General features: G+C 61.7%; 25 protein-coding genes and 2 tRNA genes. 17 read left to right on the top strand and 10 right to left on the bottom strand.

Going from position 1 to position 25,695, the window contains the following annotated elements; genetic code table 11:
• Positions 1-102: 102 nt before the first annotated feature.
• The 4 genes from PQU92_RS13440 (at position 103) to PQU92_RS13455 (ending at position 5,194) form a co-directional block, all read left to right on the top strand.
• A complete protein-coding gene (locus tag PQU92_RS13440; RefSeq protein ID WP_272748754.1) occupies positions 103-1,254 on the top strand; it encodes a M23 family metallopeptidase in 1,152 nt (383 codons plus the stop codon).
• Positions 1,255-1,384: 130 nt separating this feature from the next.
• Positions 1,385-1,684 carry a preprotein translocase subunit YajC gene (gene yajC / locus PQU92_RS13445; protein ID WP_272748755.1) on the top strand — a complete coding sequence of 100 codons (300 nt, stop codon included), beginning with the start codon at positions 1,385-1,387 and terminating at the stop codon, positions 1,682-1,684.
• Positions 1,685-1,824: 140 nt separating this feature from the next.
• Complete coding sequence (gene secD / locus PQU92_RS13450; protein WP_272748756.1) at positions 1,825-4,413, top strand: protein translocase subunit SecD; 2,589 nt, start codon at positions 1,825-1,827, stop codon at positions 4,411-4,413.
• Between the two features lie 88 nt (positions 4,414-4,501).
• Complete coding sequence (locus PQU92_RS13455; RefSeq protein ID WP_272748758.1) at positions 4,502-5,194, top strand: squalene/phytoene synthase family protein; 693 nt, start codon at positions 4,502-4,504, stop codon at positions 5,192-5,194.
• Here PQU92_RS13455 and PQU92_RS13460 read toward each other — a convergent pair.
• Together PQU92_RS13460 and trmFO are read right to left on the bottom strand one after the other, a co-directional pair.
• Positions 5,191-5,865 carry a DUF1353 domain-containing protein gene (locus PQU92_RS13460; protein ID WP_272748759.1) on the bottom strand — a complete coding sequence of 225 codons (675 nt, stop codon included), beginning with the start codon at positions 5,863-5,865 and terminating at the stop codon, positions 5,191-5,193. The two genes, PQU92_RS13455 and PQU92_RS13460, sit on opposite strands and share 4 nt — an antisense overlap.
• Entirely contained in the window at positions 5,858-7,297 is a 1,440-nt protein-coding gene (trmFO, locus tag PQU92_RS13465; RefSeq protein ID WP_272748760.1) for a methylenetetrahydrofolate--tRNA-(uracil(54)-C(5))-methyltransferase (FADH(2)-oxidizing) TrmFO, read from the bottom strand. Before trmFO ends, PQU92_RS13460 begins: the two co-directional genes overlap by 8 nt.
• Positions 7,298-7,453: 156 nt before the next feature.
• Here trmFO and PQU92_RS13470 point away from each other — a divergent pair, with 156 nt between their 5' ends.
• Together PQU92_RS13470 and PQU92_RS13475 are read left to right on the top strand one after the other, a co-directional pair.
• A complete protein-coding gene (locus tag PQU92_RS13470; protein WP_272748762.1) occupies positions 7,454-8,242 on the top strand; it encodes a hypothetical protein in 789 nt (262 codons plus the stop codon).
• A 31-nt stretch (positions 8,243-8,273) separates the two neighbouring features.
• On the top strand, positions 8,274-9,173 hold the full coding sequence (locus tag PQU92_RS13475) for a hypothetical protein (RefSeq protein WP_272748763.1): 900 nt from the start codon (positions 8,274-8,276) through the stop codon (positions 9,171-9,173).
• On the opposite strand, the gene PQU92_RS13480 is transcribed toward PQU92_RS13475, so the two are convergent.
• The 6 genes from PQU92_RS13480 to PQU92_RS13505 form a co-directional block, all read right to left on the bottom strand.
• Positions 9,170-10,048: a carbonic anhydrase gene (locus tag PQU92_RS13480; protein ID WP_272748764.1), complete on the bottom strand. Its 879-nt coding sequence runs from the start codon at positions 10,046-10,048 to the stop codon at positions 9,170-9,172. The genes PQU92_RS13475 and PQU92_RS13480 overlap by 4 nt on opposite strands.
• 248 nt (positions 10,049-10,296) lie before the next feature.
• A complete protein-coding gene (gene uvrA, locus PQU92_RS13485; protein ID WP_272748844.1) occupies positions 10,297-13,182 on the bottom strand; it encodes an excinuclease ABC subunit UvrA in 2,886 nt (961 codons plus the stop codon).
• Positions 13,183-13,461: 279 nt separating this feature from the next.
• Positions 13,462-14,670 carry a pilus assembly protein TadG-related protein gene (locus PQU92_RS13490; RefSeq protein WP_272748765.1) on the bottom strand — a complete coding sequence of 403 codons (1,209 nt, stop codon included), beginning with the start codon at positions 14,668-14,670 and terminating at the stop codon, positions 13,462-13,464.
• Positions 14,671-14,739: 69 nt separating this feature from the next.
• A complete protein-coding gene (locus PQU92_RS13495; protein ID WP_272748766.1) occupies positions 14,740-15,180 on the bottom strand; it encodes a flagellar basal-body protein FlbY in 441 nt (146 codons plus the stop codon).
• On the bottom strand, positions 15,180-15,482 hold the full coding sequence (locus tag PQU92_RS13500) for a rod-binding protein (RefSeq protein ID WP_272748767.1): 303 nt from the start codon (positions 15,480-15,482) through the stop codon (positions 15,180-15,182). Before PQU92_RS13500 ends, PQU92_RS13495 begins: the two co-directional genes overlap by 1 nt.
• Positions 15,483-15,495: 13 nt before the next feature.
• On the bottom strand, positions 15,496-16,593 hold the full coding sequence (locus PQU92_RS13505; RefSeq protein WP_438263827.1) for a flagellar basal body P-ring protein FlgI: 1,098 nt from the start codon (positions 16,591-16,593) through the stop codon (positions 15,496-15,498).
• 31 nt (positions 16,594-16,624) lie between these two features.
• Between PQU92_RS13505 and PQU92_RS13510 the strand changes: the two genes are divergently transcribed.
• From PQU92_RS13510 to PQU92_RS13535, 6 genes are all read left to right on the top strand, one after another.
• Positions 16,625-16,747 (top strand): hypothetical protein, encoded by a 123-nt coding sequence (locus tag PQU92_RS13510; RefSeq protein WP_272748768.1) that lies wholly within the window; start codon positions 16,625-16,627, stop codon positions 16,745-16,747.
• 128 nt (positions 16,748-16,875) lie between these two features.
• Positions 16,876-17,301, top strand: coding sequence for a flagellar assembly protein FliX (locus PQU92_RS13515; protein WP_272748769.1), 426 nt, complete (start codon positions 16,876-16,878; stop codon positions 17,299-17,301).
• 286 nt (positions 17,302-17,587) lie between these two features.
• On the top strand, positions 17,588-18,013 hold the full coding sequence (gene dksA, locus PQU92_RS13520; protein ID WP_272748770.1) for an RNA polymerase-binding protein DksA: 426 nt from the start codon (positions 17,588-17,590) through the stop codon (positions 18,011-18,013).
• 93 nt (positions 18,014-18,106) lie between these two features.
• The gene (locus PQU92_RS13525) at positions 18,107-18,301 is read left to right on the top strand and encodes a hypothetical protein (RefSeq protein WP_272748771.1); all 195 of its coding nucleotides are present in this window, start codon (positions 18,107-18,109) and stop codon (positions 18,299-18,301) included.
• 71 nt (positions 18,302-18,372) lie between these two features.
• Positions 18,373-19,713, top strand: coding sequence for a glutamate--tRNA ligase (gene gltX / locus PQU92_RS13530; protein WP_272748772.1), 1,341 nt, complete (start codon positions 18,373-18,375; stop codon positions 19,711-19,713).
• Between the two features lie 58 nt (positions 19,714-19,771).
• A complete protein-coding gene (locus PQU92_RS13535) occupies positions 19,772-20,221 on the top strand; it encodes a DUF6265 family protein (RefSeq protein ID WP_272748773.1) in 450 nt (149 codons plus the stop codon).
• Here PQU92_RS13535 and PQU92_RS13540 read toward each other — a convergent pair whose 3' ends face one another.
• Positions 20,222-20,830: an LOG family protein gene (locus PQU92_RS13540; RefSeq protein WP_272748774.1), complete on the bottom strand. Its 609-nt coding sequence runs from the start codon at positions 20,828-20,830 to the stop codon at positions 20,222-20,224.
• Between the two features lie 181 nt (positions 20,831-21,011).
• Between PQU92_RS13540 and PQU92_RS13545 the strand changes: the two genes are divergently transcribed.
• Entirely contained in the window at positions 21,012-21,806 is a 795-nt protein-coding gene (locus PQU92_RS13545) for a hypothetical protein (RefSeq protein WP_272748775.1), read from the top strand.
• Between the two features lie 100 nt (positions 21,807-21,906).
• A tRNA-Asn gene (locus PQU92_RS13550) sits at positions 21,907-21,982 on the top strand.
• A 226-nt stretch (positions 21,983-22,208) separates the two neighbouring features.
• Here the strand turns inward: PQU92_RS13550 and PQU92_RS13555 are convergent.
• A tRNA-Cys gene (locus PQU92_RS13555) sits at positions 22,209-22,282 on the bottom strand.
• A gap of 307 nt (positions 22,283-22,589) precedes the next feature.
• On the opposite strand from PQU92_RS13555, the gene PQU92_RS13560 reads away from it, so the two are divergent.
• The 3 genes from PQU92_RS13560 to PQU92_RS13570 all read left to right on the top strand — a co-directional run bounded on the left by PQU92_RS13560 (position 22,590) and on the right by PQU92_RS13570 (position 25,605).
• Positions 22,590-23,219 (top strand): protein-L-isoaspartate O-methyltransferase family protein, encoded by a 630-nt coding sequence (locus PQU92_RS13560; RefSeq protein WP_272748776.1) that lies wholly within the window; start codon positions 22,590-22,592, stop codon positions 23,217-23,219.
• A 184-nt stretch (positions 23,220-23,403) separates the two neighbouring features.
• Positions 23,404-24,822, top strand: coding sequence for a TolC family outer membrane protein (locus PQU92_RS13565; protein WP_272748777.1), 1,419 nt, complete (start codon positions 23,404-23,406; stop codon positions 24,820-24,822).
• Positions 24,823-25,074: 252 nt separating this feature from the next.
• The gene (locus PQU92_RS13570; protein WP_272748778.1) at positions 25,075-25,605 is read left to right on the top strand and encodes a PopZ family protein; all 531 of its coding nucleotides are present in this window, start codon (positions 25,075-25,077) and stop codon (positions 25,603-25,605) included.
• The last annotated feature ends 90 nt before the right edge of the window (positions 25,606-25,695 follow it).

A 25,695-nucleotide genomic window follows, 5' to 3' on the forward strand; every position in this document is an offset into this window, starting at 1 on the left:
AAAACGTGACTGGAACGCGCGCACGGTAATCTTTCATTATCCATAATTCCCCCATAAAGAGCGCGTAAAGACGTCCTGAAGAGATTTGTCGGGAGAGACCCCATGCGCGTACCGTTTCTTTTATCCACGCTTCTGGTGGCCGGTGTCGGCCTGACCGGGTGTACGGTCGCGCCGCAAGCTCCCAAATATCCGATCTATATGCAGGACAAGCCGGTCGCCGAAGCGCCTTCGCCGGAAAAAGCCCTCACCCCTGAAAAGCCGGTCGATGAAAACGCCGGGGTGCAGGGATTGGGCACGAAGGGTGAGATCACCACCAACGAATTGCCGCCCCCACCGCCACCCCCGCCGCCGCCGGTCGAGAAGGTGGTCGCGGTGAAAGCGCCCGAGGTGAAACCGGGTGCGCCGAAACCGGCCGTCGCCCCGGCGGTAAAGACGCTCACGGCGGGTTATGTCTATACGCTTCAGGCGCAGGATACGCTGTACGGCGTGTCGCGCCGGTTCGGCGTGCCGATTCAGACGCTTTATCAGATGAACGGCCTGACCGCGGCGTCGGTGACGCGCATCGGTCAGAAGGTGCTGCTGCCGGAAACGGCGAAGGACAAGGGGCTTGAGGCCTATGCCAACGGTCCGGCGCCGGAAAAGGTGAAGACCGTCGTCGCCCAGGCCGACAAGGCACCCGCGCCTAGGCCGGTCGAAAAGCCGCCGGTCAAGGTGGTCGACGCCACGGTCGTCACGCCGGCGCCGAAGCCCGTCGTCGTGCCGCCTGCGCCGAAACCGGTCGTCAAGGAGGCCGAAAAGGTCGAGCCGATCAAGCCGGCGGCCCCGAAGGTGTTCCCGGATTCGACCGGTATCGCCAGACTGGGCAAGGGTAAATTCGTCTGGCCGTACAAGGGCAATGTGCTGGTTCGCTACGGTCAGCTGGGGCCGAACGTGCGCAATGACGGCATCAATATCGGTGGTCCGGAAGGGGCCGAGGTCGTGGCCGCCGATGAAGGCATCGTCGTCTATGTCGGCGATCAGGTGAAAGAACTGGGCAACACCGTCTATATCAAGCACGCCAACGGTTTCTATACGGGCTATTCGCATCTGGGCAAGGTGAGCGTGAAGGCCAACCAGAAGATCGAGCAGGGGCAGGCGTTGGGGACGCTGGGCAAGACCGGGGCGGTCGACCGCGCGCAACTGCACTTCGAGATCCGCTATACGCCGTCGTCGGAAATCGCCAAGCCGATCGATCCGACCCTGGTCCTGCCGTAAACCGTTTGCACGATAGGCCCTCATAAGGGCGCATAAAAAGCGCATTGACCTTTTTGTTTCTGCGCCTATGTATGGCGCATCGATAATTGCGCCTGTTTTCAGGCCCCAATGAGACTAACGGAGAACCGTCTTGGATCAAGCTGCCCTGCTTCAGCTTCTGCCCTTCGTGGCGATTTTCGCCCTGATGTACTTCCTGATCATCCGCCCGCAGCAAAAGCGCGCCAAGGAGCATCAGGCCCAGATCTCCGGCATCAAGCGTAATGACACGGTCGTCCTGTCGAACGGCATGATCGGCAAGATCACCCGCGTCGAAGAGGCCGAGGTGATGGTCGAAATCGCGTCGGGCGTCAATGTCCGCGTCGTCAAGGCGATGGTCACCGAGGTGCGCACCAAGGGTGAGCCCGCCGCCGCCAACGACAAGGCCGCCTAATACCTCTCCGAGCTACCCGGCCTGTTCGCATATCCTGCGGGCAGGCTTTTTGTGTTAGAGCGATATGTCGAAAAGTGTACAGCGGTTTTCGACTATAATATCGCGACAGTCAAAAATAGTATATTCAGGTTTCTCCGCCCATGATGCAAACATCCCGCTGGAAAATCGCACTGGTGGTCATCGCCACCCTTGCCGGTATCTGGTTTTCCCTGCCGAATCTTCTGCCGCAGGGCGTAAAGGACGACCTGAAGTTCCTGCCGCAGAACGGGCTGAACCTCGGTCTCGACCTTCAGGGCGGATCGCAGCTCCTGCTTGAGGTCGATACCGATGCTCTGGCGGCGGAGCGCGTCAAGAACCTGACCGAAGAGGTGCGCGAACGTCTGCGGACCGCGAATATCGCCTTTACCGGCCTGACGGCTCAGGGCGACACGGTGCGCGTCAATATCACCGACGCGGCGCAGGTGACGCAGGCCCAGACGGCGCTCAACGCCCTGTCGACGCCGCTGGCCAATAACCCGTCGGCGCGCGAATTCACCTTGAACCGCGACGGTCAGGCCCTGCGCCTGACCTATACGACCGAAGGCAAGGCTTCGGCGGCGACCGGGGCGGTGGACGCCTCGATCGAGACGGTGCGTCGCCGGATTGACAATCTGGGCACCAAGGAACCGACCATCATCCGTCAGGGCAGCAACCGCATCATGGTGCAGGCCCCGGGCGAGAGCGATCCGGAGCAGCTCAAGCGCGTCATCGGCACCACGGCCAAGCTGACCTTCCAGATGGTCGATCAGTCGGTCAGCCAGAGCGATCTGGCGGCCGGGCGTATTCCGCCGGGTTCCGAGCTGCTGCCGACCTCCGACCCCAAGCTGGCCCCCGTCATGGTGGTCAAGAAGCGCGTCGTCGTGTCGGGTGAGAACCTGACCAAGGCCTTCGTCGATACCGATCAGAACGGTCGCCCGGCCATCGGCTTCCGCTTCGATGGTCAGGGCGCGCGCAAATTCGGCGAAGTCACCGCCGCCAATATCGGCAAGCCGTTCGCCATCATCCTCGACGGCAAGATCGTGTCGGCCCCGAACATCGTCAGCGCCATCACCGGCGGTTCAGGTCAGATCACCGGCGGCTTCTCGATTCAGGAAGCCTCGGAAATGGTCAATATCCTCAACGGCGGTGCGCTGACCGCGCCGCTGAATATCGAGGAGCAACGCGTCGTGTCGGCCGAACTGGGCGCCGACGCGGTGGCCAAGGGCGGCCTGTCGACCGTCATCGCCTTCATTTCGGTGCTGATCTTCATGGTGCTGGCCTATGGCTGGCTGTTCGGCGGTATTTCGATCGCCGCACTTCTGGTCAACCTTGTCCTGCTGATCGCCGGCATGTCGGTGACGCAGGCCACCCTGACCCTGCCCGGCATCGCCGGTCTTATTCTGACCCTCGCCGTGGCCGTCGACGCCAACGTGCTGATCTATGAGCGGATGCGCGACGAGGTACGCTCGGGCCGTAATGTCATCGGGGCGCTCGACGCCGGTTTCTCGAAGGCTATGGAAACCATTATCGATGCCAACCTGACCTCACTGGGCGCGGCGGCGATCATGTTCTTCTTCGGCGCGGGTCCCGTGCGCGGCTTCGCCTGGACCCTGTCGCTCGGCGTCGTGACCTCGGTCTTCTCGGCGGTTCTGGTGACGCAGGTTCTGCTGGCCTGGTGGTATCAGGCGCGCCGTCCGAAGACCCTGCCGATCGAGGATCACGTCTCAAACTCCAAGTGGCCGCTGATCAAGATCCTGCCGCAAAAGACCAATTTCAACTTCGTCCGCTTCTCGAAAATCGCGGGCATGGCCTCGGTGGTTCTGGTCTGCGCCTCGCTGTTCTTCACCATCTGGCCGGGCACCCCGCCGTGCGGCGGCCTGAACTGCGGCGTCGATTTCAAGGGCGGTACGATCCTCGAAATGTCGAATCCGCAGCCGGTCGGCGACGAAGCGGTGCGCGATAATCTCAGCAAGCTGGACCTCCACGATCTTCAGGCTCAGGGTGCGGGTACCACCGGTCAGGACGTGCTGATCCGGTTCGAGACCCCGACGGGTAATCCGCAGATTGCCATCGACAAGGTTCAGAACAGCCTCAAGGCTGAATTCCCGGGGGCGACCTTCAAGCCCGCCACCGTGGTCGGCCCGAAGGTCTCGGGTGAATTGCTGACCGGCGGCGTGCTGGCCCTGGTCTGGGCCATCGGCCTGATGATGGTCTATATCTGGTTCCGGTTTGAGTGGCAGTTCGGTCTGGGGGCCGTGTTCGGCCTCGTCCACGACGTGATCCTGACGTTCGGCCTGTTCGCCGTCTTCAAGCTGGAATTCACCCTGACGGCGGTCGCGGCCATCCTGACGATCATCGGTTATTCGATGAACGACACCGTCGTCGTGTTCGACCGCATCCGTGAGAACCTGCGCAAGTACAAGAAACTGCCGCTTAAGGACGTGGTCGACCTGTCGATCAACGAGACCCTGTCACGGACGATCATCACCGGCGTGACCGCGGTCATGGCCCTGACCGGTCTGGCCGTGCTGGGCGGCGAAGCGCTGTTCTCCTTCTCGGTGGCGCTGATCTTCGGGATTATCATCGGCACCTATTCGTCGATCTATGTGGCGGCGCCGGCGATCCTGCTGTGGGGCGTCAACCGCAACCAGACCGAAGCCGAGGTCGTCGATGTCGGCGGCTTCAAGGGCAAGAAGTCGCCGCAGGGTTAAGCCGTTCGCCTTTAAAAACATCAAACCGCCCGGTCAGTGCCGGGCGGTTTTTTGTTGCTTTTGCTGCCGGTGGGTTTAAGCGAGCGTCATGTCCGAAGCCTTGACCGATAACGAAACCGTGCCGCGCGACGAGATCGTCCGCCTGAGCGCCAACTTCATCGACGATGCGCAAAAGCGTGAGCAGGTGCTGGCGATTTTCGCCTTCATCGAACTGCTGCGCGACGTTCCGGCGCGCGTGTCGGAGCCGCTGCTGGGCGATATCCGCTATACGTGGTGGCTTGAGGCCATCGAGGAAATCGCGGCGGGCGGCAAGGTGCGTTACCACCCCTTAAGCGCCGCGCTGGAGCCGTTGATCCGTGAGCACGGCCTCGACGCGGAGGCTTTCCGTGAGGCCATCGAGGCGCATCGCGTCTTGCTCGATGGCAAGCTGTCGATGCGTGATGCGCTTAATGTCGCCGATCAGGGCATCGTCGTGTTGATCCGGCAGGCGGCGCAGTTGCTCGACGCCGAGGCCGATCTTGACACCCTTGCGGCGCCCGCCCGCTTTCAGGCTTTGGCGGCGTTGAAAGCGGCGCGTCTGCTCAAGGCCGAAGAGGCTGGGGAGGTCGAATACCGGCACCTGTATCGCGAAGCCCGCGCGGCGCTGAAACGCGTTCCCACGGCTTTGTTGCCGCTGGTTCTGCCGTCGGCTCTGGCAGGGGATGCGTGGTTCGGCCGGACGCGCGGGGCGTTTTCGGTCCGCGCCCGCCTGTTGTGGGCGTTCGTGTCGGGCCGGATTTAACCAATCCCGAACAGAGGCTTCTTCTTCGGCTGTTCCACGATCACGGGCTTCGGCGCATAGGCCTTCCAGCCTCTGGCCACCATTTCCTCGAAGCCCTTGCACTGCGGCAGAACCATTACCACACCGGTCTTGGGTTTCGCAAAGGGGGCGGCCAGTCGCACGGTTGGCTGTGCCGGATTGATAAAGACCCAGTCCGATGCCAGACCGTAGCCGCGCTCGCCGCCCTGACGGACGGCATTATAGGCGATGCGGGCCTCGATCTCGCTGACGCCCCATTTGCGCATGGCATAGTAGAAGATGTCGTCGGCATCCTTGCGCTTGCCGGTCTCACCGATGGCATAGAGCCAGTCGTGGATGATGGCGGCGCGGATCGTCGGGCCGTTGGTATTGACAGCCATCTGACCGTACCACGGCACCGAGGCGAAGTCCGTCTGGAACCATTTCGGCACCACGATGACCTTGCCCGTCGTGCGGTCGCAATAGGGGAACTCGTCGTTCAGGGTATAGAGCTTGCGCCCTTCCTTCTGCACGTCGAACATCAGGACCGGTTGCGGCGTCAGGGACGAGGGGATGACGACCGGCTGCTGAATGGGCGCAGGTCCGTCGGTCGCGCACCCGGTCAGGGCCAGAACGCTCACGCAAACAAAAGCTTTCAGCGAGGTCTTAAGCATTGGTCGTCTCGGATTGGGGCATCAGCCACTGATCGATATCGCGCAGGGCGCGCAGGCTCATCAGGCGTTTTTTCGCCCGGCCGCGTTCCTTGAGCGGGATCTTGACGCCGTTCTCATCGACCTTCGGCGCTTCCAGCGGCGGCAGCAGGCCGTAATTGATATTCATCGGCTGGAACGAGGCCTTCTCGTCGGCTAGGTGCCCGCCGGTAATGTGCGCAATCAGGGCACCTAAAGCCGTCGTTTCCGGCGGTGCGTCCAGCGTCTCACCCTTGGCCTGAGCCGCGGCAAACCGCCCGGCCAGCAGACCGATGGCCGAGGATTCGACATAGCCTTCGACGCCGGTGATCTGCCCCGCGAACCGAAGAGAGGGAAGCGATTTCAGACGCAGATTGCGATCCAGCACTTTCGGTGACTGGATGAAGGTATTGCGGTGCAGCCCGCCCAGACGGGCAAATTGCGCGTTTTGCAGACCCGGAATCATGCGGAAGACCTCCGCCTGTGCGCCGTGCTTCAGCTTGGTCTGGAAGCCGACCATATTGTAAAGCGTGCCCAGCGCATTGTCCTGACGCAACTGGATGATGGCGTGCGGCTTGACCAGAGGATCTCGTGGATTGGTCAGGCCGACCGGCTTCATCGGGCCGAAGCGCAGGGTTTCGCGGCCGCGTTCGGCCATGACCTCGATCGGCAGGCAGCCGTCGAAATAGGGGACGTGCTCCCAATCCTTGAAATCGGCCTTGGGGCCGTCCAGCAGGGCATCGATAAACGCCTCATACTCAGGCTTGGTCATCGGGCAGTTGATATAGGCCGCCGCGTCACCGCCGGGGCCTTCCTTGTCGTAGCGCGACTGACGCCAGGCAATGTTCATATCGATGGAGTCGGTATGCACGATCGGCGCGATGGCGTCGAAGAAGCTCAGATGCCCTTCGCCGGTCAGTTCGAGGATGACGTCCGACAGGCGCTCGGACGTCAGCGGCCCGGTGGCGCAGATGACATTGTCCCAGTCCTTGTCGCGCAGGGAAGTGACTTCCTCGCGCACCAGCGTGATCAGCGGATGCGCGGTGAGGGCCTTCGTCACAGCCTGCGAAAAGCCTTCACGGTCGACGGCCAGAGCGCCACCGGCCGGCACTTGATGCTTGTCGGCGCAGGCCATGATCAGCGAGTTGGCGCGGCGCATCTCGGCGTGCAGCAGGCCCACCGCGTTGAATTCCCAGTCGTCCGAGCGAAACGAATTGGAGCAGACCAGTTCGGCCAGCCCGTCGGTCTGGTGCGCATCGGTGCCGCGCGTCGTCGTTTGACCGGCGGCGTCGGTCGTTGCCGAACCGCGCATTTCGTGAATGACGACGGGCACACCGGCCTGCGCCAACTGCCAGGCGGCTTCGGAACCGGCCAAGCCACCGCCGATGATATGAACTGGGGAATAAGAATGTGTCATGCGCGCTCTATAGTCTCAGCGTGTCGTCATGTCACGGGGCGACGACAAAATCATGGCAGGCTTGCCTTTGCGCTTTAAAAGCGAAATGATTTGTTTCAGATTGGCGCATGATTAAGGCTTGGGGTTAAGGCCTTTGTGTGTGGGGATATGGGTGTCATGAGTTTCGGTCCGGCGTTCCATCTGGTGGGCGCGTTGAAAAGCGCGGTGACGACCTTGCCGACCCTGTGGCGTCAGGCGTGGCTGGCGCTGCTCGTCCTGTTCGGGCTGGTTCTGATTAGCCAGTTACCGCAGATCGGCCTGGGGACGCGCCGCGCGCTGATCGTGGCCAGCCTGCTGTTTCAGTTCGTGGTCGCGGGCGGCCTCTACCGCGTCGCCCTGTTTGGGGAGCGCTATGCCAAGCCCGAAGGTCTGGGCTTCGGCGGGGTGCAGTTCGGTAAGCCGGAGGCGCGTCTGATCGGTGCCGGGCTGCTGGCCGGATTGTTCTGGCTGATGGTGTTTGCGACCCTATGCGTGGTGCTGGCCCTGTTTCTCGGGGCGGCGGGCCTTGCGGATCAGAGCCACAACACGCCGCACGGCTTCTTCCTCGAACTGGTCAACGGGCCTCAGCCGCAGGGCGTCGTGCTCCTCGTGGCCATTGCGGGGGTCATGTTGACCCTGACCATCCTGTCGGTGAAGCTGTGGCTGCATCAGGCGGCGACGGTGGCCGAACACCGGGTCGTGTCGTTGAATGCGCTCACCCTGTCGTCGGGGCAGACGGTCAAGCTGTTCCTCGGCTATCTGTATCTGGCCCTGCCGTTCATCGTTCTGAGCGCGGTAATTCCGACGGCGGGCAACCTGTCCCTGATCGTCAATCTGGCCTTAGGCGTCGGCGTCTTCCTGCCGGTCAGCATCGCTTTTTTAGCCTCGGCCTATAGGCAAATCATGGACCTGCGCGCTAAGGGATAGTCTGTACAAGATTTCTCCCGAAAGCCGCCCCATGGCCCTGTCCGTCGATTTCGCCTTCGAAGGGTTTCGCATCATCCGCGAACGCCCCATCCTTATCGCGTGGTGGGGCGCGGTCTTGCTGGTCGGGGTCGTCCTGTCGACGGCCCTGCTGATGTCGGTCGCCGGGCCCGAGTGGAACGCCCTGATTCAGGGGCAGGTGCCGGAAGACCCGCAAAAAGCCGCCGATATCATGCTGCGTTTCGGACCGGCCTATCTGCTTACCCTGATGATGTCCCTGATATTCAATGCGGTGATCACCTGCGGCGTCTATCGCGCCGTGCTGGGCGGGCATTCACCGCGGTTCGGCTACCTTAGACTGGGGGCCGACGAGGTGCGGCAGATCGTTCTCTATTTTATCCTGTTGTTTCTGGTGCTTGTTGTCGGCCTGACCTGCGCCGTGGTGCTGAGCATTGTCGGGGGGTTGCTGTCCATGATCGCCGGGGCCGTCATGTCGGCTCTGGTGCCATTGGTCGGCGCGCTGACTTTTCTGGCGGCGGTCATGGCCAATATCTGGCTGATGGTGCGTCTGTCGATGGTCAGTGTGCAAAGCTTCGAGGAGCGGCACCTCAATATCACCGGCTCGCTCAGACTGACTCAGGGGCGGTTCTGGTCGTTGCTGGGCGGTTTCGCTCTGGCGTTTCTGCTGACCGTGGTCGTTATCGTACTGTTTCAGTCGATCTACATGGCGCTGGCCGCGCTGATTAGCGGTAAGGACATCGAAACCCTGTCTGAAATCCCGCGCCCGGATATGTCGCAACTGGCCAATATCCTGCTGCCGCTGAATGCGCTGTCCCTGCTGGTCAGCGGCCTCATCGCGCCCCTGACCACAGCCATTCTGGTCGGTGCCGGAGCCTCGGCCTACAAGATGCTGAAAGCGGCCCGGGCGGTTTAACCGCCGATAATGTGCAATATGTCGCGGCCCTGCGCCGTCTGGATCGGGCGGGCATTGGGGCCGGTCAGGCGCTGATAGGCGTCGACCTGTTCGGCGCTGATCGACAGCGGCGAGGCATAGACCAGCCAAGTGACGTTTTCCGAGCACGGCGGCGTGGTCAGCGAGCCCGAATAGGCATAGAATTCCTCGGTCGCCGGCATCAGGTCGCGCGCATTGATCAGCACGTCGGGGATGACCGCCGCCGGACCGGGATCGGTCGGGAGATACGTCCAGATCGGCGCCAGCATCGGGTCGGCGACCCCGACATCCGACAGGACGCCGATGACCAGCAATTCACCCTTATCGTTCTTATGGACGAAGTGCGCCTCGATGGCGGCGCGATGGCCGTCGATCGTGTGTTCCGACGGGGTGTGGAAGTGGAACTGGATCAGCTTGTACCGCACATTGTCCATGATGACGCCGCCGCCGTCGGTCGGCGAGACCTGAACGACGTGGCCGAGGTTCTGGATCTTGGCGGCGGACGAGGTGTAGTCGAGCGTCATATTGACGGTCTTGGCCCCGGCCATACCCGACAGGTTGATCGGCGATTGCCGGTGCCCCGTACCGCAGGTCTTATTGTCGCCACCGAGCTGGCTCCAGTGGGTCGGGCCATCGTCGCCTTCGTAGCTCCAGTGGGCGATCTGCGCCATTTGCGCGCCACCGTGTTCAGCATCGCCGTGTCCGGTATCCGCCGCATCACCATGGCCTTCGGCCGCCGCATGGGCATCGCCGCCGCCGTGATCGGCGCCATGTTCAGTTTTAGGCTTGCCGCCGCAGGCCGTCAGGCCCATCAGGGCGAAGGCGGCAACCGAAAACAACAGGGCAGGGCGGCGCATGGCGGAATCCGAATCTGAGCGGGAATGTTCTCAGATTAGATGCCCGAATAGGGTTAACGCCGGGTTCATAGGTTGGCTACGATGTGAAGAAAGGATTGGCCACGAAAAACACGAAAAGCACTAAAAAGATGCGTCACCGGCTTTGCGCGAAGCGCCACAAATTGAGCCGCACCGCTATGCAAAAGGCCCTTTGGGCAAATATGTTTTAATCTGCTTTTTTGTGCTTTTCGTGTTTTTCGTGGTTAAATCTACTTTTTCTTCCGCGTCTTGTGCCGCGCCAGAATGTCTTTCAGATATTTGCCCGTCCACGATTTCGGATTGTCCGACACCTTTTCCGGTGTGCCGAAGGCGACGATTTCGCCGCCGCCATCGCCGCCTTCCGGGCCGAAATCGAGCAACCAGTCCGCCGTCTTGATGACGTCGAGATTGTGCTCGATGACTACCACCGTATTGCCGTGGTCGGTCAGTTCGTGCAGCACTTCCAGCAGCTTGCGCGTATCCTCGAAGTGCAGCCCGGTCGTCGGCTCATCCAGAATATAGAGCGTCTTGCCCGTCGCGCGTTTCGACAGTTCCTTCGACAGCTTGACGCGCTGGGCTTCGCCGCCGGAGAGCGTCGTCGCCTGCTGACCGATCTTGATATAGCCCAGCCCCACGCGTTTCAGCGTCTCCAGCTTGTCGCGGATCGTCGGCACGGCCTTGAAGGCCTCGGCGCCTTCCTCGACCGTCATGTCCAGCACGTCGGCGATGGAATGGCCCTTGAACGAGATTTCCAGCGTCTCGCGGTTATAGCGCTTGCCCTTGCACACGTCGCAGGTGACGTAGACGTCGGGCAGGAAGTGCATCTCGATCTTGATCAGGCCGTCGCCGGTGCAGGCTTCGCAGCGCCCGCCCTTGACGTTGAACGAGAAGCGCCCCGGACCATAGCCGCGCGCCTTGGATTCGGGCAGACCGGCGTACCAGTCGCGGATCGGCCCGAACGCCCCGGTATAGGTCGCCGGGTTCGAGCGAGGGGTGCGGCCGATGGGCGATTGATCGATCTCGACCACCTTGTCGAAGAACTCCAGCCCTTCGATCTTATCATGCGGGGCAGCATTGGCCGAGGCGTTGTTCAGCCGTCTGGCCGCCGCTTTGTGCAGAGTTTCCAGCGTAAACGACGACTTGCCGCCACCGGAAACGCCGGTGATGCAGGTCATGACGCCGACCGGGATTTCGCCGGTGACGTTTTTCAGGTTGTTGCCGCGCGCTCCGATAACCCTGAGCATCCGCTTCTTGTCGATGGGGCGGCGTTCCTGATCGGTGTCCTTCGAGAAGAACAGCGGGATTTCACGCTTGCCGGTAAGATACTGACCGGTCAGGGATTTCGGGTTGTTCTTGACCTCTTCGGGCGTGCCTTCGGCGACGACTTCACCGCCATGCACCCCGGCAGCGGGGCCCATGTCGATGACGTAATCGGCGGTCAGGATGGCGTCTTCGTCGTGTTCGACCACCAGCACGGAGTTGCCGAGGTCGCGCAGACCCTTGAGGCTCTCCAGCAGGCGGTCGTTGTCGCGTTGATGCAGGCCGATAGACGGTTCGTCCAGTACGTATAACACGCCGGTCAGGCCCGAGCCGATCTGCGAGGCCAGACGGATGCGCTGCGATTCCCCGCCCGACAGGGTGCCGGAATTGCGCGACAGGTTGAGATAGTCGAGCCCCACCGCATTGAGGAAGTTCAGACGATCCAAAATCTCTTTCAGGATACGCCGGGCAATATCCATCTGCTTTTCGCTCAGATGCCCCTCAAGCGCCGCGAACCATTCGTGCGCCTTCTTGATCGACAGTTGCGAAATTTCGGCGATGTCGCGGGCATCGACCTTGACCGCCAGGGCTTCGGGCTTGAGACGCTTGCCGCCACAGGCCTCGCACGGCGTTTCGGCCTGATAGCGACCGAGATCTTCGCGCACCCACGACGAATCCGTTTCACGGTAGCGGCGCTCCATGTTCGGGATGACGCCCTCGAACGGCTTGGTCACATCGTAGCGGCGCGAACCGTCCTGATAGGTAAACTTGATCTTTTCCGAGCCCGACCCTTGCAGGATGATGTTCTGAGCGTCGGGCGTCAGGGCGCGCCACTTGGTGTCCATCTGGAAACCGTAGTGCAGGGCCAGGGCCTCAAGGGTTTGCGCATAGAGCGGCGAGGGGCCTTTGGACCACGGCGCGATGGCCCCGCCTTTCAGGGTTTCGGCCTCGTTCGGCACGATCAGGTTCGGATCGAAGGTCAGCTTGACGCCCAGACCGTCGCAGGTCGGACAGGCCCCGAACGGATTGTTGAACGAAAACAGACGCGGCTCGATCTCGGCGATCGTAAAGCCCGACACCGGACAGGCGAATTTTTCCGAGAAGATGATGCGTTGCGGTTCGGTCTCGCCTTCAGCTTTATCCGCGAATTCGGCGATGGCCAGACCGTCGGCCAGACGCAACGCGGTTTCCAGCGAATCCGCCAGACGCTGCATCAGGCCGCCCTTTACGACGACGCGGTCGACGACGACGTCGATATCGTGCTTGTACTTCTTGTCGAGCTTGGGGGCCTCTTCGATGGGATAGTATTCGCCATTGACCTTGAGGCGCTGGAAACCCTGACGTTGCAGGTCGGCGATTTCCTTCTTGTACTCGCCCTTACGACCGCGCACGAAGGGGGCCAGCAGCAGCAGGCGCGTGCCTTCCGGCAAGGCCATGATCTTGTCGACCATCTGCGAAATGGTCTGGCTCTCGATGGGCAGGCCCGTGGCGGGCGAATAGGGGATGCCGACACGCGCCCACAACAGGCGCATATAGTCGTGGATTTCGGTTACCGTGCCCACCGTCGAGCGCGGGTTCTTAGAGGTCGTCTTCTGCTCGATGGAAATGGCCGGCGACAGGCCTTCGATCAGGTCGACATCGGGCTTCGACATCAGCTCAAGGAATTGCCGCGCATAGGCCGACAGGGATTCGACGTAACGGCGCTGCCCCTCGGCATAGATGGTGTCAAACGCCAGCGACGACTTGCCCGAGCCGGACAGGCCGGTCAGGACGACCAGCTTGCCGCGCGGAATGTCGACATCGACGCCCTTGAGGTTATGCTCGCGCGCGCCGCGCACCTTGATGAAGCCCTGCATCAGGTTCGAGCTGCTCATCAGGGAGTCCTTATCGTGTCGGGCATCGGCCATAGTACGCACATTCCATTCAGCACGGATCAATCCGCCTATATAGGCAGACCCCTGCTGACTGAAAGTGTCAGTATGAAATTTATCGCTACGTCAGGCAGGCCCACGATCCTTGCCCGAATTCGAGCGAGGGTTCAAGAACGTTTTGTGAACTAGAGCATGCTGCGAAAAAGTGGAAACCGGTTTTTCGCATCAAGCCTGCGACCACTAAGGCCGTAAGCGTCGTGTAAGCTACTTAGCCAGACGGATATTGGTCAGGCCGCCGCTGCTGCTTTTGTTCGTCGTTTCGGGCGTGAGGTTCCAGGCCGTCTGATTGACGATCAGGCGGTTGATGACCATGGTCAGGCTGTCGCTGTCCATCAGGGACTGGGCATTGAAGGTGACGTTGCGGCTGGGCAGCCAGATCAGGCCGGTCATCTTATTGGATTTGGCGTTGTTGAAGATGAAGTCCGACTTCGACAGGGCGGGCTTCTCAAAAAACAGCACATTCTTATAGGTGCCGGAGGTCGGGGCCGAGAGGCTGGCGGCAATGCCCGAATTGAACTGAATCTTCGAGGTGTCGGCGAAATAGAAGGTGACGCCGTTGCCGGTCCAGGTGCCGCCATTGACGTTCCAGCCGCCGTTCTTGATGACATACAGACCGGGCGCGAAATTGACCTTGGCCGCGCCGTTGTTGAAGTTGAACCAGCCGCAATAGGTGCCGGGGCTGAGGTTCACGCTTGCGTCGTTGAAATTGCCGTTCGAGGCTGTGCAGGCGCTGTCGGCCACGGCAGGCAGGGTCGGCCCCCAGCTGTCGGCGGCGGTCGCACAGCTTAAGGACAGATTATTGACCGTCGTCGAATTGCGAATGACGTTGCTGCCCTCAAGGCACAGCTTTTTGAAGTCGAGCGACGAACCGGAATTGAAGATGGCGGCGGGGCTGGCCTTCGACTTGACGTGGATTTCGCATTCGGGCGCCACGATCTTGGCACCGGAATTGACCAGCAGGGCCTGCGCACCGGTCGGGTCGAGCACGAGGATGCAAGGCCCGGCGGTGCCGGTGCCGGGCGTGCCGATGGCGGTAGCCGCGACGCGCAGGGGCAGGTGGGAAATACCGATAAGCCCCAACATCAGGGTCGGACTCTGGTAGCTGGCCTGACCGCTCAGGGTGGTGGCATCGGTCGCGTAGGTGGGGGTAAGCGTCATGTCGGCGGGGAGGTTCGAGGCGAACACCTTGCCGGCCTCGGCCGCGCGCTGATCGGTGTCGCGATGCAGACCAGCCAGCACCGAGGCGTCCATGGCGTCCTGAAGGCTCGATTTCACCGACCAGGCCGAATAGTAGTCGATCGCGCCGCCGGTCAGGCCCAGCAGAGCCGTCAGGGTCAGGGCAAAGATCATCGTCACATTGCCCTTATGGTGACGACGATAGCGTTCGAGCAGGCGCGGCAGGCTGAATGTCATGCGTAAAGACCCCCTTATCCGGGGCAGGGTAAACGCTTTCGCCTTAAAAAACCGATAAGGTCTATGTCTCTAGGCCTTAAAGCCGTAGTTGAGCGAATGGGCCGCCTTGTCCCTGAGGCCGGCACCGGGGCCGTAGGTCAGGCTGGGCTTGCGCGTTTCGGCCATTTCGTCGGCGACGGCCTTCATGATGCCTTCGGAGATGGTCTTGGCGGCTTCGACGGCGCGGGCGTGGCGTTCGGACACAGCCATGAAGCTTTCGGTCGCGGCGCGCAGAGCGGTTTTGGTCGCGACGTCCAGACCGGAGAGCAGCGACGGATCGGCCTTCACGCGGGCCGTTTCCTGACGGTACAGGGCCGACAGGGCGCGGGTCTCTTCGACGGTGGCGTGGATATCGAACGGTCGATGCGCCTCGAAGGCGGCGATTTCGGCGGCCAGACGCTCGCTCAGACGCTCGGTCAGGACGAGCAGTTGACGGGCGTGATCCTGAGTGTTGTGGGCGGAAATAGCCATCAGCCTTGCGCCTCCTGCATCATAAGCAACTGTTTCTGGACGGTGGCCGAAATGCCGACCCCACCCGATTTTACCACCTGACCGGCTATGGCGTCGAGATAGAAAGACCGGAAGGCCTCTTCGCCTTCGCCGCCGCCGAACATGCCGTCGGTCTCAAGGCCTTCGAACATCGGCTTGAGCATCTGGGAAATGACCATCGACTCGAATTCGTCGCCGGTCTTTTTCGGGTCCTTGCCGGTCGACTTGTGCAGAGCCGCCGATTGCAGGTTGAGGGTGCCGATAGAGGTGTCGGGCGTGTTCATTACATCATCTCCCCTACATAACTTCAATGTCGGCTTGCAGCGCGCCCGAAGCCTTGATGGTTTGCAGGATCGAGATCATGTCGCGCGGGCTGACCCCCAGGGCATTGAGGCCGTTGACGACGTCGCTCAGAGACGCCGTCTCCTTGAGATCGTAGAGCTTCTTGCCCTTTTCTTCCTCGACCGAGACCTGACTGTCGGGCAGGACGGCGGTCTGTCCCTGCGAAAAGGCACCGGGCTGGCTGGCGAAGGGGCGTTCATTGACCGAGATGGTCAGATTGCCCTGAGCGATGGCGACGCGCGAGATGCGGACATTGTCGCCGATGACGATGACGCCGTTGACCTCGTCGATGATGACCTTGGCCGGGGTATCGACCGTGACGGGCAGGTTTTCGATCGAGGCGATGAAGTTCATCATATTGCTGCCCGGCGGGGCGCGCACGGCGACGATGGTCGGGTTATCGGCATAGGCCGTGCCGGGTTGCGCCTTGTTGATCGTGTCGGCGATGCGCTTCGATGTCGTGAAGTCCGGGTTTTTCAGGGTCAGGCGGATGATCGGCTGGGCGTTGAAATCGAAGGCGATTTCCCGTTCGATATTGGCTCCGGAGGCGATGCGCCCGGCGGTCGGCACGCCCTTGGTGATCGAGGAACCCGACGCGCCGCCGGCGGAGACCGAGCCGGTCTGCACCGTGCCCTGAGCGACGGCATAGACTTCGCCGTCGGCACCGAGCAGCGGCGTGATGAGCAGGGTGCCGCCCAGCAGGCTCTTGGCGTCGCCCGCGGCGGAGACCGTGACATCGATCTTCGAGCCTGCGGCGACGAACGGCGGCAGGCTGGCCGTGACCATGACCACGGCGGCGTTCTTGGTGTTGAGATTGGCGTCGCGGATATTGACGCCCATGCGCTCCATCATGCTCTCAAGGCTCTGTTTGAGCATGGGCGAGTTGCGCACGGTGTCGCCCGTGCCGTTGAGCCCGACGACGATGCCGTAGCCGATCAGCTGGTTGTCGCGCACGCCTTCGATATTGACGATGTCCTTGATGCGCGACGCGGCATGGCCTGTCATCGGCAGGAGCATGGTCAGGGTCGCGAGGAGCAGGGGCAGCAGACGCATAATCGGAAATCTCACAGAAGTGGCGTTAACCATGTTTTCCAACGATGCGAATGTCGTGCCAGACGGCAAAAATCTTTTATTTATAGAAATCAAGGTGTTTCAAGCGTCTGTTTTTGGTCATGTCCTCAATGCGGAAAAAAATGCCGCCCGTTAAGGGCTTGGAAACCGTACCCGGCAAATAATGACCGTTACCCGCGATGTCTATTGAACCTTGACGTTGTTTGCGCCAGAACGGCTGTGACCCACATGAGTATATTACCGCTTACCAATACTGGGGCAGCCATGAATATGAAGATCAACGGACCTATGGGGACGGCCGCGACCGGCGCTGCCAGCGCCCCCAAGCGCGCGGCGGGTGGGTTTTCGCTCAAAGGCTCGGGCGAGGCGCGTTCGACGGCGTCCGCGGCTTCGGTGTCTCAGGCCATGTCCCTGAGCGGTCTGGACGCGCTTCTGGCGCTTCAGGCCGAAGACGACGTGATGACCGGTCGCCGCCGCCGTCAGATCAAGCGCTCCAACGATATTCTCGATGCGCTCGAAGACCTTAAGGTCTCGCTGCTGGGCGGCGTGATCGACGATCAGGCGTTGGTCTCCCTGCAAAAGATGATCGAGACCCAGCGCGAGGATATCGAGGACGAGCGGCTGCAGGGCGTGCTGAACGAGATCGAGACGCGCGCCTATGTCGAGATGGCCAAGCGCAAGCTGATGTAGGATTCGCGTATCGGGCGAACGGGGTGAGGTTCGCTTGTGTGCGGCGCACCATTTTCGATTTTTACAAAACCTTTATAAATAAAGGGGTTGCGGGCGCTATTCGCGACGGCTTTGCGCATTAAAACCGCTTCACAGTTCCCGGAAAGCGCATTATAAGCCGCCCCATCGGACCCGTGCATTTATGGCCTCGCTTTTGCAGCCTAGGGTGTCATGTCGGGCTATTGTTTCCTATGGGGAAAGGTGGCGCGGGCTCCGGTGAACAAATTCTGTGGGGTGTGGTGCTAAAATGAGTGCAGTCGAGCTTTCCAATACCGATACCTATCGTCCGCGCGACGACGAAGAATATATGAACGAGCGTCAGCTCGCCTATTTCCGCAAAAAGCTGGTCAACTGGAAGAATGAAATCCTGGCTGGCTCCAAGGAAACCGTCTCGATCATGCAGAAAGAGACCGAAAACCACCCTGATCTGGTTGACCGGGCCTCGTCCGAATCCGACCGTGCGCTGGAACTGCGCACGCGCGACCGTCAGCGCAAGCTGATCTCGAAGATCGACGAAGCCATCGGGCGTATCGACGACGGCTCCTACGGTTTCTGCGAAGAGACCGGTGAGCCGATCGGCCTCGGTCGCCTGGAGGCCCGCCCCACGGCGACCCTGTCGATCGAAGCGCAGGAACGCCACGAGCGTTCCGAGCGCGTCCACCGCGACGATTAAAAGCTGAAAAAGGGCGCTGGCGACAGCGCCCTTTTTGCTGTTCGGTTCAACCTGCGCTATACTGCTCACATGGGGACATTGCAGGAGCGCGCCATGACCGAGCGTTACGACCAGCCGTCCGATCTTATAGACCATTGTCTGAGGCCGCTGAGCCTCGATCACGAAAGCGCGGCCTTCGAGGAGGCCTGTCTGCGTCTGAGTTATGTGCTGGAGAGCTATCAGCGCCGCCTGACCGAGGCCGGGCAGCCGGTCGAGGTCGATTTCGCGCGTACGGCGGAAACCGTTTAAATCCGCACTTTAAAAACGAAGTCACAGGGCGTATGAGAGCCAACTGATTTATTACAAGCTCCGGATACCCTATGACCGTCAAGGTTCGTTTTGCCCCTTCGCCCACCGGCCGCATCCACGCCGGCAATGTGCGCGCCGCGCTGATCAACTGGCTGTTCGCGCGCAAGAATCAGGGCGTCTTCGTGCTGCGCATCGACGACACCGATCTTGAGCGCTCGACCAAGGCAAACGAAGACCTGATCGAGACCGACCTGACATGGCTCGGTCTCGAATGGCAGGAGCGCTATAATCAGTCGAAGCGCTTCGACATCTATCAGAAAGCTGCCGACGCGTTGAAGGCCGACGGGCGTCTCTATGCCTGTTACGAGACCGCCGAGGAACTGGACCGCCGCCGCAAGGTGCAGTTGTCGCGCGGCCTGCCGCCGGTCTATGACCGTGCCGCGCTCAAGCTGACCGATGAAGAGAAGGCGGCTTATGAGGCCGAAGGTCGTCGTCCGCACTGGCGTTTCAAGCTGGAAGGCAAGCGCGTCGCGTGGGAAGATCTGGTGCGCGGGCACTGCGAAGTCGATACGACCTCGATGTCCGACCCGGTGCTGATCCGCGAAGACGGGGCGTTCCTTTACACCCTGCCGTCGGTGGTCGACGATATCGACATGAAGATCAGCCACGTCATCCGTGGCGAGGATCACGTCGCCAATACCGGCACGCAGATCGAGATTTTCGAGGCGCTGTCGGCGTTTTTTGGTGGCTCCCCGCTGCCGACGTTTGCGCATATGACCCTGCTGGTCGGGGCGGACGGCGAGGGCCTGTCCAAGCGTCTGGGCTCGATGTCGATTTCCCAGATGCGCGAAGACGGTATCGAGCCGATGGCCATCACCTCGCATCTGGCCAAGATCGGCACGTCGGACCCGCTGGAGGTCGCGCCGTCGCTCGACGCTTTGGCAGACCTTCAGGACTTCGACAAGATGGGCCGCGCCCCGGCGCGCTACGACTTCGACGACCTGATGCGCCTCAATGCGGGCGTGTTGCAGGCCATGTCCTATGCCGAGGCGCAGCCGCGTCTGGCGGCATTGAACGCCGATCTGGGTGAACTGTTCTGGGACACGGTCAAAGCCAATCTGCACAAGTTCGCCGAGGTCACCCTGTGGGCGCAGGTCGTCGGCGGTGAGGTCGAGACCACCATCGAAGACGCCGCCTTTGCCGCCAAGGCGCTCGAACTGCTGCCCGCCGACTATACGCGCGAGAGCTGGAGCGCGTGGACGGCGGCGATCAAGGACGCGACCGGGGCCAAGGGCAAGGCCCTGTTCATGCCGCTGCGTCTGGCCCTGACGGGGCAGCCGCACGGTCCCGACATGGGCGCGCTCAGCTTCCTGATCGGGCGCGACAAGATCGCCCAGCGTCTGCAAGGCTGAGACTGGCGAGCCGCGCTGAAATAGCTTAATCTCCCTGACGGGTTCAGGGAGATCGGGCATGAAATATCTTATCGTTGCAGGACTATTGCTCAGCGGCAGCGCTCAGGCGCAGACCGTAAGCGACCTGTCGTGGCTCACCGGTTGCTGGGTGCAGGACAAGGGCGCGCGAAAGATCACCGAGCACTGGACACCCGCCGACGGCGGTCAGTTGTTCGGCATCGGGCGCACCTTTTCGGCGGATAAGGTGCTGAACTACGAATTCATGGTGCTGGGTCAGCGCGACGGCGTTCTGACCTTCACGGCGCATCCGTCGGGACAGGGAGGGGCGTCGTTTCCGCTGAAATCCTTTAAAGACGGTGAGGCGGTCTTCGAAAATACCGCCCACGATTTTCCTCAGCGTGTTATTTATAAACGCGGTGAGGGCGGCACCATGAGCGCCGCCATCGAAGGCACGATCAAGGGGCAGACGAAACGCATCGATTTCAGCTACGCCGCCTGTCCGAAATGATTACAGCACCTTACGGGTGTCGATATCCTCGTCGTGGCTCGACAGCTCGTTGATCGCGCCCAGGATTTCCTCGACCGTATCGACGCTCTTATAGGTACGCAGGAAGCTTTCCGGCGTGAAGTTCGTCGCGATGGTGGCTTCGACCAGTTTGAAGAACGGCTCCCAGAAGCCGCCTGAGTTCAAAAAGATGATTGGCTTCTTGTGCAGGTCCAGACGCCGCCACGACAGAAGCTCGATGACCTCTTCCAGCGTGCCGACGCCGCCGGGAAGCACCACAAAGGCGTCGGATTCCTCGAACATCATCATCTTGCGCTCGTGCATCGACTGCACGACGATGGTTTCCACGTCGTCATAGAGACGTTCGCGCGACATCAGGAACTGCGGCATGATGCCCAGCACCTTGCCGCCGGCCTCGTGCGCGCCGCGCGCCGATTCGCCCATCAGGCCGACCCCGCCGCCGCCATAGACGAGGCGCAGGCCGTTGCTGCCCAGAATTTTCCCCAGCGCGAAGGCTTCGTCCTTATAGCGCTGATCGACCGCGTCGGACGACCCGCAATAGATGCAGACGGACAGGACGGGGCGGCGGGGGGCGGGCGAAGCGTCGGGCATACGGGTATCCTCGGTGGTACTTAAATTACAGGCCATCGCTATTGATCGGGCGATGGCGAAAACGATATGATCTTAGGGTCAAGACTATTAACGATAATAAAAGTCTGCGTTTGGCGCGCGTCCTCAGGTTAAGCCCGGAAGACGAATTTCGACAAGCGCTTTATCAGATCGGCCGTGCTTCATGATGTCCTGCAAAACCGCCTGCCTCGTCCTCCTCAGCCTGACAGCCGCCGCGGGCGGATTGTCCGGCTGTGGGCAGGCCGGGCCGGAGACGAAAGAGGCCGCTGCCTACGATTCGAGCGCGCTGGGCTACGAAAAGACACCCGAAGTCACGTCTGTGGCGGTGACGGCGGCGGGCGAGCTGCTGGTGACGGGCACGGCAGCCGCCGAAGGCCGTGTGCGCCTGACCAGCATCACGGGGCAGGCCTATGGCGTGACGGCGGGCAAGGACGGGCGCTTTCAGGCCAGCCTGCCGCAGACGCCGGGCGGCAGCCTGTACGACCTGTCGATGGAGCAGCAGGGACGCCTGATGAAGGCCCAGGGGCGCTTGTTCGTGCCCCCGGCGACGCGGATAGACGAGCCGCCACGGGCCGTATTCCTGCGCATGGGCGCGCCGGGCCTGCCCCTGTGGCCGCAGGCGCCACTGCTGGCTCTGGCTGATTATGACGCCGGGGGCGCGCTGTCGGTGTCGGGTCGGGCCGAAAGCGACGCCCTGATCGAGATCGACCTGAACGGCCAGAAGGCTGCCGAGGTGCGTTCCGGCGCCGATGGCATATATAGCGTGCTCATTCCGTTGGAAGCGTCGGCGATCGGGCAGAGGCTGGTCGTGGGCGCGCGGTCGCGTCAGTCCTACGAAACCCATCCCCTGATCCTGCGCGCCCCGCGCCCGGCGGCCAGCGCCGGGATCGAGAACGGCGTCTGGTACGTGGACCGGCCCCTGACGGGGGGCGGTACTCAGGTCACCGTGCTTTTCTGATCCTGCGCGGCAAAAAACTCAAATTGGTGGATAATTTGCAGCTTAAGGCTTGCGTTCCCGGCGGAACCCTTGCTATAGGCCCGTCCTCGCTGCTGAATATTCCCCGGTAGCTCAGTTGGTAGAGCAGTCGACTGTTAATCGACTTGTCACAGGTTCGAGTCCTGTCCGGGGAGCCAGCATCGCCACAAAGGCCCTGAACTTCGGTTCGGGGCCTTTTGTTTTGGCCACGCGATCCAACACCCAAAGAAAAAGCCCGAACAGATGCCCGGGCCTTGAAAGTTTGGTGATGGTGGGTGTCTTCAAAAAAGCAAAGACAAGGCTACTTCGCCCGATTTGGGTTAATGGCGCGTTAATTTTGCAACTCCCGTTACGGGAAAGCGTTTTTTATGAAAATGGAGGGGGTGGAGGCCTGACCCGGAGTCGAACCGGGCTACACGGATTTGCAATCCGCTGCGTAACCGCTCCGCCATCAGGCCTTACCTGAAAACACCGGGGACGAAGCAGTTGCGGTTATCCGTCCCGATGCGCAATCTAGTCCCTTAAGGGTCGCATGCCTGGCGCGAAAAACCGGTTTCCACTTTTTCGCGGCATGCTCAAGATCGCGAGACAGCCCTGCTATCAGATGATTCCGGCCGCTTCAATGCGTTCGTGGAATTATTTACAGGAAAAAATGCCACAGGCGGCGATTTCGACGTCGTTTGCCCGCGCCGTACATTGAAGCGGCGCGCGCAAACGCCTATAAGCGCAGAATCTAGAACGGTAACTGTATCAAGGCCCGACCCAATGGACTATTTCGCCGCGCGTCAGAACATGGTTGAATCTCAGGTGCGGGTGAACGACGTCACCGACGCGGCCCTGCAAAAGGCCATGCGTCATATCGAGCGCGAGCGTCTGGTCGCGCCGGGTCAGGGTTTTGCTGCCTATGGCGAGGTCGAGGCCTCGGTCGCCCCCGGTCGCGCCCTGATGAAGGCCCGCGATATCGCCAAGCTGCTGCACGCCGTGAAACCCGCCGCCGGTCAGTCGGTGCTGGCCATCGCCGCGCCCTATGCCGCCGCGGTTCTGAAGCACGCCGGTCTTGATGTGACGGCGCAGGAAGCCGATGCGCGCGTGCAGACCGTGGTCGAGCCCTATCTGACGTCGCTTGGTGTAAGCGTCGTCAATGCCGACCTCAAAACCGCCGCCGAGGGTCAATACGATATCATTATCGTCGAAGGCGCGGTCGCCGAGGTGCCCGAAGCCTGGCTGGCGGCGCTTAAGCCGGGCGGTCGTCTGGGTGTCGTGGTGCGCACCGACGCGGTCGGCCATGCCAAGGTCTTTACCCGTCTGTCGCATGGCGTTTCCGAGGCACACAGCTTCGATTCCAATCCGTCGCTGCTGCCGGGCTTCGGCAAGACGTCGAGCTTCGTGTTTTAAAAAACACTTCCGCATCGAAATCGTTTCAAATTTTCCAATGTGAAAAAAGCGTAACTCGCCAAACCCGGTTCCTTCTGTCAGGGTGCGGCGATAGTCTTCCGAGGGGGCGCGACGCAAACGGGTCAGGCGATGTCATGACCGGCGGGCGGGGGTGCGGACCTTCATCTTCAAGGGAACCATTTTGATGTTCAAGCTTTCGCGCCTGCTGATGGCCGGTCTGTCCTTTGCGGCGATGATGGGGGCGGTGGGGCCGGTGTCGGCAGAATCGCTGGCCGACGCGATTTCGATGGCCTATGCCAACAATCCGACCCTGCAACGCGCCCGCGCGCAGCAGCGCGCCACGGACGAAACCTACGTACAGGCGCGCGCCGGTCTGGGGCCGACGGTCGACGCCAGCGCCAGCACCGACTATACCGACTACGATCAGGACTTTGTCGGCACGCGCTCGACCACGGCCCTCAACCTGTCCGCCAACCAGACCCTGTTCGCTTCGGGCGGCCTGTCGGCGAGCGTCAAGGCCGCCGAGGCCGATGTGCGGTCCGGTCGCGAAGACCTGCGCGCGGTCGAAGCGCAGGTGCTGTCGGATGTGATCAGCGTCTATACCGCCGTCCGCCGCGATCAGGAAGCCCTGCGCATCGGCAAGGAAAACTACGACGTGCTCAAGCGTCAGCTGGATGAAACCCAGGCGCGTTTCGATGTCGGCGAACTGACCCGCACCGATGTGGCACAGTCGCAGGCGCGTCTGGCCGCGTCCTCGGCGTCTCTGGCGCGGGCGCAGGCGCAGCTTGACGTCAGCCGTGCCCAGTATGTCGCCATCGTCGGTCAGGCGCCGGTCGCGCTCGACGCGCCGCCGCCGCTGCCGAACCTGCCGGCGACCTTCGATCTGGCACTGGATCGCGCCGAGGGCAACAACCCGCAGCTCAATGCCGCCAAATGGGCCGAAGCCGCCGCCCGGGCCCGCGTGTCGCTGGCGAAGTCGGGCCTTGGGCCGCGCGTGACCCTCGGTGCCGGCTATGGGGCCAGCGCCCCGACCGACGATTTCAAGAACCTCGACAGCCGCGACGCGGCGACCGCGACCCTGCGCTTCACCGTGCCGCTGTTCAGCGCCGGCTATAATTCCTCACGCGTCCGTCAGGCCGCCGAAGGCCACAACGCACAGAAGATCACGGTCGAGCTGGCCCGCCGCAGCGTGGTGCAGGACGTGTCCAGCACCTGGGCCAATATGACCGCCGCCCGTTCGGCGACCCTGGCCAATCAGGAGCAGGTCCGTGCCGCTCAGGTCGCCGCCGAAGGCGTCAAGTACGAGCAGCAGGTCGGCCTGCGCACCAATATCGAGGTGCTCAATGCCGAGCAGGAACTGCGGTCGGCGCAGCTGGCGCTCATCGATGCTCAGCGCGCCGAATATGTGGCGGCGTCGCAGCTTCTGGGGGTAATGGGCGACCTCAACGCCACCACCCTGACGCCGGGCGTCGAGGCCTATGATCCGGTAAAGAATTTCGACTCGGTCAAGCGCAAGGGCTTCACCCCGTTCGAGCCGGTGATTCGCGTTCTGGACGGCACGGCTGATTCGTCGGGCGAGATCGTCACGACGCGTCGGCAATAAGCTAAGCGGTTGAAATCTAAAGGGCGGCAGGGACTGAAACCCTTGCCGCCCTTTTGCATTTCGGGGCCGATTCCGGCGGATTTATCTCTTGTTAAGCATAATTGTGTTTCGATAGACGCAAATACAGAGTGCGGGCTTTAGAAAATAGCCTGTGAGGCGAAATTCCCCGGCGAAAACATCGCTTAGCAGTTGCCAAAAACCCCTAAGCCGTGTCTTTATGGCACACTATTTTTCCTTTCGAGCGATTCACACATGTCCGAGACCGCACACGAACCCACTATGGAAGAGATCCTCGCCTCGATCCGCCGGATCATCTCCGAGGACGATGCGCCGGAAAAGGCCCAGCCCGAGCCTGAGCCGGAACCCGAAGTGGAAGCGGTGGCCCCGGAGCCCGAGCCTGAGCCCGAAATCGAGGAAGAGGACGACGACGTCCTTGAGCTGACGACGCCCTATGTCGCGCCGACCCCGGCCGTCTCCATCGGCGATATCGACGCGTTCGATCCGGCCCCGGTCGCCAAGGCCGCGCCCAAGCCCGCCCCGAAGATCGACTATGCCCCGACCGAGCACCTGGTGTCCGAACGCACGGTCGCCAGCGCCGTTTCGGCCTTCGGTCAACTGACCTCGGGCAGCCTGCTGCCGAAGGAAGGCCGCACGATCGAGGATCTGCTGTCGGAAATCCTGCGCCCGATGCTGCAAAACTGGCTTGACGACAACCTGCCGGCTATCGTCGAAACGGCGGTGCGTGAGGAAGTGGAACGTCTGGCGCGCCAAGCCCGCCGCTAAGACAAGAGCTTACCTTTTTACCTGTTACCGGAGCGGCGTCTTGTGCTAAGACGCCGCTCTTTCCGTATCTGCACACAGCCCAAAAGCGAT

It is taken from the genome of Asticcacaulis aquaticus (genome assembly GCF_028550415.1).
Classification (GTDB): Bacteria; Pseudomonadota; Alphaproteobacteria; order Caulobacterales; family Caulobacteraceae; genus Asticcacaulis; species Asticcacaulis aquaticus.

What these genes read in the sequence shown, in the direction of transcription:
- PQU92_RS13470 (WP_272748762.1), top strand. Translation starts at nt 7,454, where the DNA reads ATGAGTTTCGGTCCGGCGTTCCATCTGGTGGGCGCGTTGAAAAGCGCG.
- PQU92_RS13500 (WP_272748767.1), bottom strand. Translation starts at nt 15,482, where the DNA reads ATGAACACGCCCGACACCTCTATCGGCACCCTCAACCTGCAATCGGCG.
- PQU92_RS13545 (WP_272748775.1), top strand. Translation starts at nt 21,012, where the DNA reads ATGATGTCCTGCAAAACCGCCTGCCTCGTCCTCCTCAGCCTGACAGCC.
- PQU92_RS13480 (WP_272748764.1), bottom strand. Translation starts at nt 10,048, where the DNA reads ATGCGCCGCCCTGCCCTGTTGTTTTCGGTTGCCGCCTTCGCCCTGATG.
- PQU92_RS13475 (WP_272748763.1), top strand. Translation starts at nt 8,274, where the DNA reads ATGGCCCTGTCCGTCGATTTCGCCTTCGAAGGGTTTCGCATCATCCGC.
- PQU92_RS13565 (WP_272748777.1), top strand. Translation starts at nt 23,404, where the DNA reads ATGTTCAAGCTTTCGCGCCTGCTGATGGCCGGTCTGTCCTTTGCGGCG.
- PQU92_RS13570 (WP_272748778.1), top strand. Translation starts at nt 25,075, where the DNA reads ATGTCCGAGACCGCACACGAACCCACTATGGAAGAGATCCTCGCCTCG.
- PQU92_RS13490 (WP_272748765.1), bottom strand. Translation starts at nt 14,670, where the DNA reads ATGACATTCAGCCTGCCGCGCCTGCTCGAACGCTATCGTCGTCACCAT.
- PQU92_RS13440 (WP_272748754.1), top strand. Translation starts at nt 103, where the DNA reads ATGCGCGTACCGTTTCTTTTATCCACGCTTCTGGTGGCCGGTGTCGGC.
- PQU92_RS13510 (WP_272748768.1), top strand. Translation starts at nt 16,625, where the DNA reads ATGTTTTCCAACGATGCGAATGTCGTGCCAGACGGCAAAAATCTTTTA.
- PQU92_RS13535 (WP_272748773.1), top strand. Translation starts at nt 19,772, where the DNA reads ATGAAATATCTTATCGTTGCAGGACTATTGCTCAGCGGCAGCGCTCAG.
- PQU92_RS13505 (WP_438263827.1), bottom strand. Translation starts at nt 16,593, where the DNA reads ATGCGTCTGCTGCCCCTGCTCCTCGCGACCCTGACCATGCTCCTGCCG.
- PQU92_RS13515 (WP_272748769.1), top strand. Translation starts at nt 16,876, where the DNA reads ATGAATATGAAGATCAACGGACCTATGGGGACGGCCGCGACCGGCGCT.
- uvrA (WP_272748844.1), bottom strand. Translation starts at nt 13,182, where the DNA reads ATGCAGGGCTTCATCAAGGTGCGCGGCGCGCGCGAGCATAACCTCAAG.
- PQU92_RS13455 (WP_272748758.1), top strand. Translation starts at nt 4,502, where the DNA reads ATGTCCGAAGCCTTGACCGATAACGAAACCGTGCCGCGCGACGAGATC.
- dksA (WP_272748770.1), top strand. Translation starts at nt 17,588, where the DNA reads ATGAGTGCAGTCGAGCTTTCCAATACCGATACCTATCGTCCGCGCGAC.
- PQU92_RS13540 (WP_272748774.1), bottom strand. Translation starts at nt 20,830, where the DNA reads ATGCCCGACGCTTCGCCCGCCCCCCGCCGCCCCGTCCTGTCCGTCTGC.
- PQU92_RS13560 (WP_272748776.1), top strand. Translation starts at nt 22,590, where the DNA reads ATGGACTATTTCGCCGCGCGTCAGAACATGGTTGAATCTCAGGTGCGG.
- trmFO (WP_272748760.1), bottom strand. Translation starts at nt 7,297, where the DNA reads ATGACACATTCTTATTCCCCAGTTCATATCATCGGCGGTGGCTTGGCC.
- gltX (WP_272748772.1), top strand. Translation starts at nt 18,373, where the DNA reads ATGACCGTCAAGGTTCGTTTTGCCCCTTCGCCCACCGGCCGCATCCAC.
- PQU92_RS13460 (WP_272748759.1), bottom strand. Translation starts at nt 5,865, where the DNA reads ATGCTTAAGACCTCGCTGAAAGCTTTTGTTTGCGTGAGCGTTCTGGCC.
- PQU92_RS13525 (WP_272748771.1), top strand. Translation starts at nt 18,107, where the DNA reads ATGACCGAGCGTTACGACCAGCCGTCCGATCTTATAGACCATTGTCTG.
- secD (WP_272748756.1), top strand. Translation starts at nt 1,825, where the DNA reads ATGATGCAAACATCCCGCTGGAAAATCGCACTGGTGGTCATCGCCACC.
- PQU92_RS13495 (WP_272748766.1), bottom strand. Translation starts at nt 15,180, where the DNA reads ATGGCTATTTCCGCCCACAACACTCAGGATCACGCCCGTCAACTGCTC.